A 6739-nucleotide genomic window follows, 5' to 3' on the forward strand; every position below is an offset into this window, starting at 1 on the left:
GCCCATTATTTTTTTAAAAGAAAGATGACTGGTTAGTCACCTTTCTTTTTTAGAACCGGTAATGCTGACATTACTCACCCAGCACAATTTCAACACGACGGTTTTTACTTTTACCGGCTTCGGTATTATTGTCTGCAATGGGCTTAGCGGCACCATAACCTTTGGCTTCAACGCGGTTATTAGCAAGGCCTTTTTTAACCAGGTAAGCCTGTACAGCCTGTGCCCTCTTTTGTGAAAGCGGAATATTGACTGCATCTGAGCCGTTGTTGTCCGTATGACCGTATACACCGATCTTCAATCCTTCCGCCACTACTGCTGATTCAAAAATTTCATCTAGTAGTTTGTAAGAAGCGGGTTTAATACTGGCAGAGCCGGTTTCAAAAGCTATGCTGTAGCTCTTTGAAGATACTGCCGAAGTGATCTCGCTTGCATAGTTGGTTTGTATGGCCTTACCCTGTAACAGTTCCGGGTGGTTGGATATCACACTCAACAAAAAGCTTTTATCAACCGCCTTTTCATAGGGTAAAAAAGTAGGCATCAGTGACGGATACATTTTAACCATCAGGTTACCGAACGTGTTGTACACCGCTTTGTAACGGTCAACCCTGTCCTCACCCAGTCCGAATGTATTGGCCATATCTGCCAGGTTAAACACAGTGGAACCACCGAGGCTAACCATTTGTCCCTGCAGGTCTTTCTCTTCCACGCCGTTGTAATATTTTAACCAGTAAGCCGCATCTTTTTCCTGGTACACATCAGCACTCACTTTAGCAGCAAATGCTTTTGCTTCATTAAAAGAACGCACCTGGTCGCCGGCCTGTGCCAGGGCTATGATCATGTTCTCAATATCAGTTCTGTGATCGTTGGCCCATTTTTTTATGGCGATGGTTTGGTTCGGCATCTGGCTGGCATACTGCCTGGTGCTGGCAATGGTTACCAGTCCACCTTTTTTGGTAGCGATGTTTACATCACCGGGTGTCCAGGTGGCAACACCGTCAACACCTACCGTTGTATCACGACCGGTTGTTTTACCATTTTCCACTACCTTTCTTTTTTCGCTGTAGCCGGTAATGTACTTGTTGGGCGCATCCAGGAAATCGTTTGCCGCAATGATATTGATGGCTGTTCCATCATAAGTGGTTTCATCGGGGTTTACTTTCAAACCGTTGTCACCAGCCCATTTAAGCAGTATGTTGATGTCGCCATCCCGAAGCACACCAGCCACACATTTACCAATAGCGTTTTTGGGATCCAGTTTCCAGCTGGCCGGTGCCATCACCTGATCTTCACCAAATGATTTCCCGTGTGCCACCGGTATAATGATGGGTTGATATTCTGCACCCAATGGCTCCAGTTCCTTTGCAAGCGAAGTCATAAAGGCCGGCATACCATCACCCATAAATGTAATCAGCACGCCCGGTGTGTTGGGATTGCTTTTATAATCGCTGGCAAATTTTACCAGGTCTGCCATCTGCCGGTTACAATCATCCTGGCGAACATAAGTGATGTCCAGGTGGGCGGCATCGAACAAAGAATTTTTTGTAGTGCGTACGCCGCCGTTGGCATACATACCGCTGAACTGGCTGTTCCATGCCATCCGTTCCCAGTTAATTTGTGTACCACCATTTACCGCTTTGTCCGCAGATGGCAAAGGCAACAATACTGCGTTGCTACTTAAGGAAGCTTCCGTTGCATCGGGCAGTGTTACCTTGCCGAGGTCAACTGATTTGCCTGCCTCTTTGGGGCGGCCCTGGTACCACTTTACACTGAATATACCTGCAGTTACAATGGCTGCGATAATAAATAATTTTCCGGCTGGTTTTAATTTGACTGACATAGTTGCATGTTTTATAGTTGTTGTTTAAAATTGTTTGTATTCGGGCAATCATTTGTACTCCGGTTGCATGCCCGTTTTGCTGCCGTTGTGTTATGCTAATATTTACTTTGGAACGAACTGCTGAAGCATTGTTCAACATCGTTGTGTCACTCACTTGTACTTTTTGTTTCTTAAGCGGCCCCTTCAATTTGTTGTGGCCTGCCCTTGTCGTGGCGCATAATTTCCGTTCCGATGCGTGGGCCATTATGGCCATTACCTAGTCCAGCAAGCCCCTGTACCTGTCTGTTACATTTACATCTTTCAGCCTTCCGCTGTTGCTGTTGTTTTGCAAGGCATTATTGGTGTAGTTAAAATCCTTGTTCAGGTCAAAATGATTGATGAGTTCAATGGCTTGCGCAGATTTTGCTTTATCCTCCAATACCTTATCATCCATAAACCTGCTGGTAACATCGATGGCACTTTTAATGTGGCCGATCTTTTCACCGATCTGTTGTTTCAATATTGCCAAAGCTTTTTCTGCATCCTGGTTCAGTTCATCATCTCCTTTAAACGCTTTCATAGCGCTGGTTACAGCCGACAAGCCGGTGGTTACTGAGTAGTACAAATCCTTCTTTGCTTCCAGGTCAAGCTTTGCATCTTCCAGCATAATGCCGCTTTCTTCATACGCAGTATCCGAGAATTTGATCAGCTTGTTCAGATCGCCTACGATGGGTGTAACATTGTTAATGTACTCCTGGCAACGCAACACATTGTTGGCGTACAGATCCACCTGTTTGGACTGGCTTTTTTCGTGCTGCAGAATTTTTACTTTCTGTACATTCAGTTGCAACTCTTTTTCTTTGCTGCCCAGTTTGTCCATCAATTCACTTTGTTTTCCTTTCAACCTGGCGGATTGCTGGTACAGCGTGTTCCTGTCTTTATAACCCTGTTCAATTTTCAATTGCAGGATGTTGAACGGATTTAATTCAATCGCCAGCCCGACAGTGTAGTTGGCAATGAACTCAGAAAAATATCGCAGCGCACGCCAGAACTTTTTATTGGTAACAATCATGAGCAGAAAGGCAAGTATTGCTCCGCCGATCACCAGGTTGACCATGTTCCAGGTAACGGTTACCAGCCAGGGCAACACGAATGTGAGGAAGCCATAAGCAAGGCCTGCAAAAAGCGAAATCCCTACCACGGTAGTGGCCACGTTTTTTGGTTCGGCAAACCAGCCCGGTTTTTTTGTTTGGTTAATTGTGTTGATCATCTTGTTTGTTTTTAGTAGCCCGGTAAGGACCATTGTTATAATTGTTGTTGTTGTTTGCTTTATTTACGAATGACTATCTTTTAACCGCTGCTGTTTACACGATGTACTGTTGTATCTTTTCAATATCAGCCAGTATCTCCTGTTTCATTTTTTCAGCAGAAATTTTGTAACCACCCGTATTGCTTTCAATCTTGTCTTCGTTTTCTTTTACTTCAATCTGAAGCAACTGCACCTGGTTTTGCAGGTCCATCATTTCCCGCCTTAACTGTTCCATGCGTTGTTGCTTTTGTTGTATCTCCTGTTGCTTTGCCTGCACTTTTTCATTTAGTGCTGCATCCACTGTGGCATTAAAACTGGCCGCATCTGTTTCCAGTATTTTTAAATAGGCGGCTGCCGTATCCAGCAACTTGTTCTTATCCAGCCCCTGCACACCCAGGCCCGCAAAAGCCGCACTATACCTGGCTTTTTCATCGGTGATGGCGATCATGGCCTGCGTCATTTTTGCAAACTCATAATAGTCGGGACCGGGCAGGTTTGCCTCGCTGAACAGTTTATCAAAATACTGTTCAAACTTTTGAGTGGTAGTGGAAGGCAATGGCCTTGATGGTGCTACCGGTGTGGAATCGAATTGTTTTTCTTCCGGCTTTATAACAGCTTTTTCTTCGGCTGTTACTTCCACAAATGCAGAAAGAATTTTTTTACCAAAACTTGCCATAGTTATTTGTTTTTTAGTTGTTAAAAACGCTTGTTTGTATTACCTCATGGGCATAGCACGGCCTGTGTAACTTTCATTACTTTTTTAAAGCCTGCCTGATCCTGGGCAAATAACTTTTAGTATAGATTGGATTGTAAACCGATCCTCACCAGGGGAATTCCTGTGTCCGCATTCTGCTGTGATGAATCCTGCTGCACAGATGTGTTGTGCTGCTGTTTATTATTATTAACACAATGATGTTGTTGCAGCAACAACATTGCACACATACCTATTGCAATACCGGTTAGCACCAGTTTACTTTTTTTCATCGTTGAAAATGATTGTTGGTTGAGAACAATTTCACCTGCCTGTTTCACAGACCGGGTGGAAGTGATTCCGATTAAAATCTTTACTGTTTGGAGACGTTTACAGGCTGGAGATTTCCGGTGGATTTTCCCTTTGTCTTACAAGGGTGAAAAGCTGTTCCAGAAATTTGTTGTACATATTTGTTGGAGTGATACTCCTGTTTGATTTGATGGAGTAAAGATATATCGCCGCCGGATATGGATGAAGACCATTCGATACAAACGGAATTTCTACTTTCACAAGCGGTAAAAAAACGATCTCAAATGGTGTGTTAAGGTCTGTTCGCTGGCAATATAGCGGGATTAGTGGCAATATAAATATTTAAACGATGTTGCAAATTTTTGACTCTGTAGTTTTCGCAGTTTCTGAACACGTTAAATATGTACTTTTCGACAGTTAAAAAGGGCATAACAGCCGTTCAACCAATAAGCAGAACGGTAAATACAGGTAGATGTGGTAATTGTATTGTGGTGATGAGCGGCAACAGCGCTGAGCTCAGTGTGTTGATCATTTTAGTAAGCTTGCTTACATAATCCGGCAAAGCGGGGATCAACGGCAGACAAGAATTGAGGTATCAAAAAAGCAAAAAAAGGGTACATTTTGCGACATGAACGCCATCACTAACTATTGAAACCCACCATCAGCAGAAGTAGACGTACTTGCCGCCAGCTGGCGCTGGCGCTACTTACCTCCCCCATTCCAACTATATACCCGCTTCAACGAACCCATCGATTTCAATTTCTCCAGTCCCGCGGCAGTAACTCCTGTTTCATTCAGGTTCAACGCTTCGAGGTGTTGCAGGCCGCTGAGCTGATTGACGATGCCATCCGTCAGCGGATTTTTTTCCAGCCGCAGTTTCTCCAGGTTGGTCATCAGCGGTAAAAAATCAAGACTGGCATCGGTACAATTGTTATGCGACAGGTTTAACCATACGATGTTTTTGGCAACGGCTCTTAAATTGCTTTTCATGTTACTCAATGGTTGCGTAGCGCCCGCAGGCAATGTCACATCAAGCATTACCGGGTTGTGCGACATAATTCTTACCTGCATGCCCTTGCTGCGCAGGCTGTCCAATTGGCTTTGATCAACCATTTTGGGGATATCCGGGTTGACTTCCGGGCCATTGCTTTCAGCCACTTCACCCGCATCGCCCATCCCCAGCAAAGCAGCTACGTTGGGTTTGATTGCATCGGCGTTTTTCAGACTGGCCATTTTTACACCAGCTGTTGCATTGCCTTTTTCAATCCACCACTTAATCAGCGCCACTTCCTGTTTGGTAAAAGGTGTTTTACCATCAGCGGGCATAAATTTTTCATTAGAAGGATCCATGGTGATGCGCTGGTACAATTCACTTCCCTGCAGGTTGCCGCCTACTACCGCCGCCCTGCTTTTACCACCTTTCAGCAAGGCGGCAAGTGATTGTACAGACAACTGTCCCTTCAGTTTTCCCGAAGCATGACATTGTCCGCAACGCTTGATCAGCAACGGTTGCACCACATCTTCAAACAACAAGGCTTCCTCAACCGAGGCCGGCTTTTTTCTTTCGCCACCCTGTAACACGTTCATGGATAAATAGTCGCTGCCATGCGTCAAATTACCGCCCTGGTGACCGGTATAAGTCATCAAAAAAAACAGCCCTACAAAAACAACCGACAATATTTTCTCAGGAATAGGTAACCTGCTGCTGATTTTTTTTGTAGTCATCAAAAACAACAACCCCGACAAAATGGCTACTGCAATGCCCGTAAGCTTGTGCCGGTTCAATTGCACATATTCATAATCGCCCGACAGGGACAATAAATACCCCAGCAAACAAGCCGCCGTTGCGGTAATAAAACCAAACAATAACGTTATGGAAACAGCAGTTTTGAGGTAACTGAATTTCTTCGAATAAGACATCAGTTCAAACACCACAGCCAACAGTAAAAAGCCAATCGGCAGATGGACTACCATCGGGTGAAGCCTTCCCATAAAAGTGGTGATATCCAGCAAAATCATACAGTAAATATTTTAAACATGGGCATCTTTGTAAGTTTAATCAATCTCTTCTTTCTATTATTAATAAAAAATAAAATGATAAGGATGCGGAGCCTATATATCAATCATAGCAATACTTTTTTACTCTTCAAACGGCTTCGAATAAATACAAAGATCTTTTCTATTCGAATAGTCGCCTCCGCAGCCGGCGGGGCTGCGTAACTGCAACAACAACGCATACTCTTCAAACGGCCTCGAATAAAAAGTGCTAGAAATTTTCAGCGCAATCCGTTAAGCAATCAAGGCTGTTTGAGCCAGCACGACCTTTAAATTATTTTAACTCCTCCGGCGAGTTCCTTGATTGTAGGATTGTGTTGAAAATTTCAGCCTTTTTATTCGCAGCCTTGATTTTTTTTGTTTCTTTTTTTTATCAAGAAAAAAAAGAAAGTAGAGGCTAACTACCTATTTCAGGCTATACAAACACTTCAAATAAATACAAAGAACTTTTTTCAATTTGAATAGTCGCATCCTAATCAGGCGAGGCCGCATAATTGCATCGCATAATCATTTTGCCTTTCAGTTTTGCCTTTTTACTTTTTAATTTTTACTTTTTAAT

5 protein-coding genes are annotated in these 6739 nt (G+C 43.7%); all 5 read right to left on the minus strand.

The features are described from left to right. Window positions 1–70 precede the first annotated feature (70 nt). A complete protein-coding gene (locus JWR61_RS26840) occupies window positions 71–1837 on the minus strand; it encodes an OmpA family protein (protein ID WP_301930724.1) in 1767 nt (588 codons plus the stop codon). 256 nt (window positions 1838–2093) lie between these two features. After that, a complete protein-coding gene (locus JWR61_RS26845) occupies window positions 2094–3086 on the minus strand; it encodes a hypothetical protein (protein ID WP_301930725.1) in 993 nt (330 codons plus the stop codon). 94 nt (window positions 3087–3180) lie between these two features. After that, window positions 3181–3801: a hypothetical protein gene (locus tag JWR61_RS26850; RefSeq protein ID WP_301930726.1), complete on the minus strand. Its 621-nt coding sequence runs from the start codon at window positions 3799–3801 to the stop codon at window positions 3181–3183. Window positions 3802–3917: 116 nt separating this feature from the next. Continuing rightward, window positions 3918–4109, minus strand: coding sequence for a hypothetical protein (locus tag JWR61_RS26855; RefSeq protein WP_301930727.1), 192 nt, complete (start codon window positions 4107–4109; stop codon window positions 3918–3920). 718 nt (window positions 4110–4827) lie between these two features. Then, entirely contained in the window at window positions 4828–6144 is a 1317-nt protein-coding gene (locus JWR61_RS26860) for a DUF2231 domain-containing protein (protein WP_301930728.1), read from the minus strand. Window positions 6145–6739: the final 595 nt, after the last annotated feature.

This window comes from Ferruginibacter sp., from assembly GCF_028288465.1.
Lineage (GTDB): Bacteria > Bacteroidota > Bacteroidia > Chitinophagales > Chitinophagaceae > Ferruginibacter.

Bases quoted from the DNA above. Each gene is read 5' to 3' on its own strand.
- JWR61_RS26840 (WP_301930724.1), bottom strand. From the start codon at position 1,837: ATGTCAGTCAAATTAAAACCAGCCGGAAAATTATTTATTATCGCAGCC.
- JWR61_RS26845 (WP_301930725.1), bottom strand. From the start codon at position 3,086: ATGATCAACACAATTAACCAAACAAAAAAACCGGGCTGGTTTGCCGAA.
- JWR61_RS26850 (WP_301930726.1), bottom strand. From the start codon at position 3,801: ATGGCAAGTTTTGGTAAAAAAATTCTTTCTGCATTTGTGGAAGTAACA.
- JWR61_RS26855 (WP_301930727.1), bottom strand. From the start codon at position 4,109: ATGAAAAAAAGTAAACTGGTGCTAACCGGTATTGCAATAGGTATGTGT.
- JWR61_RS26860 (WP_301930728.1), bottom strand. From the start codon at position 6,144: ATGATTTTGCTGGATATCACCACTTTTATGGGAAGGCTTCACCCGATG.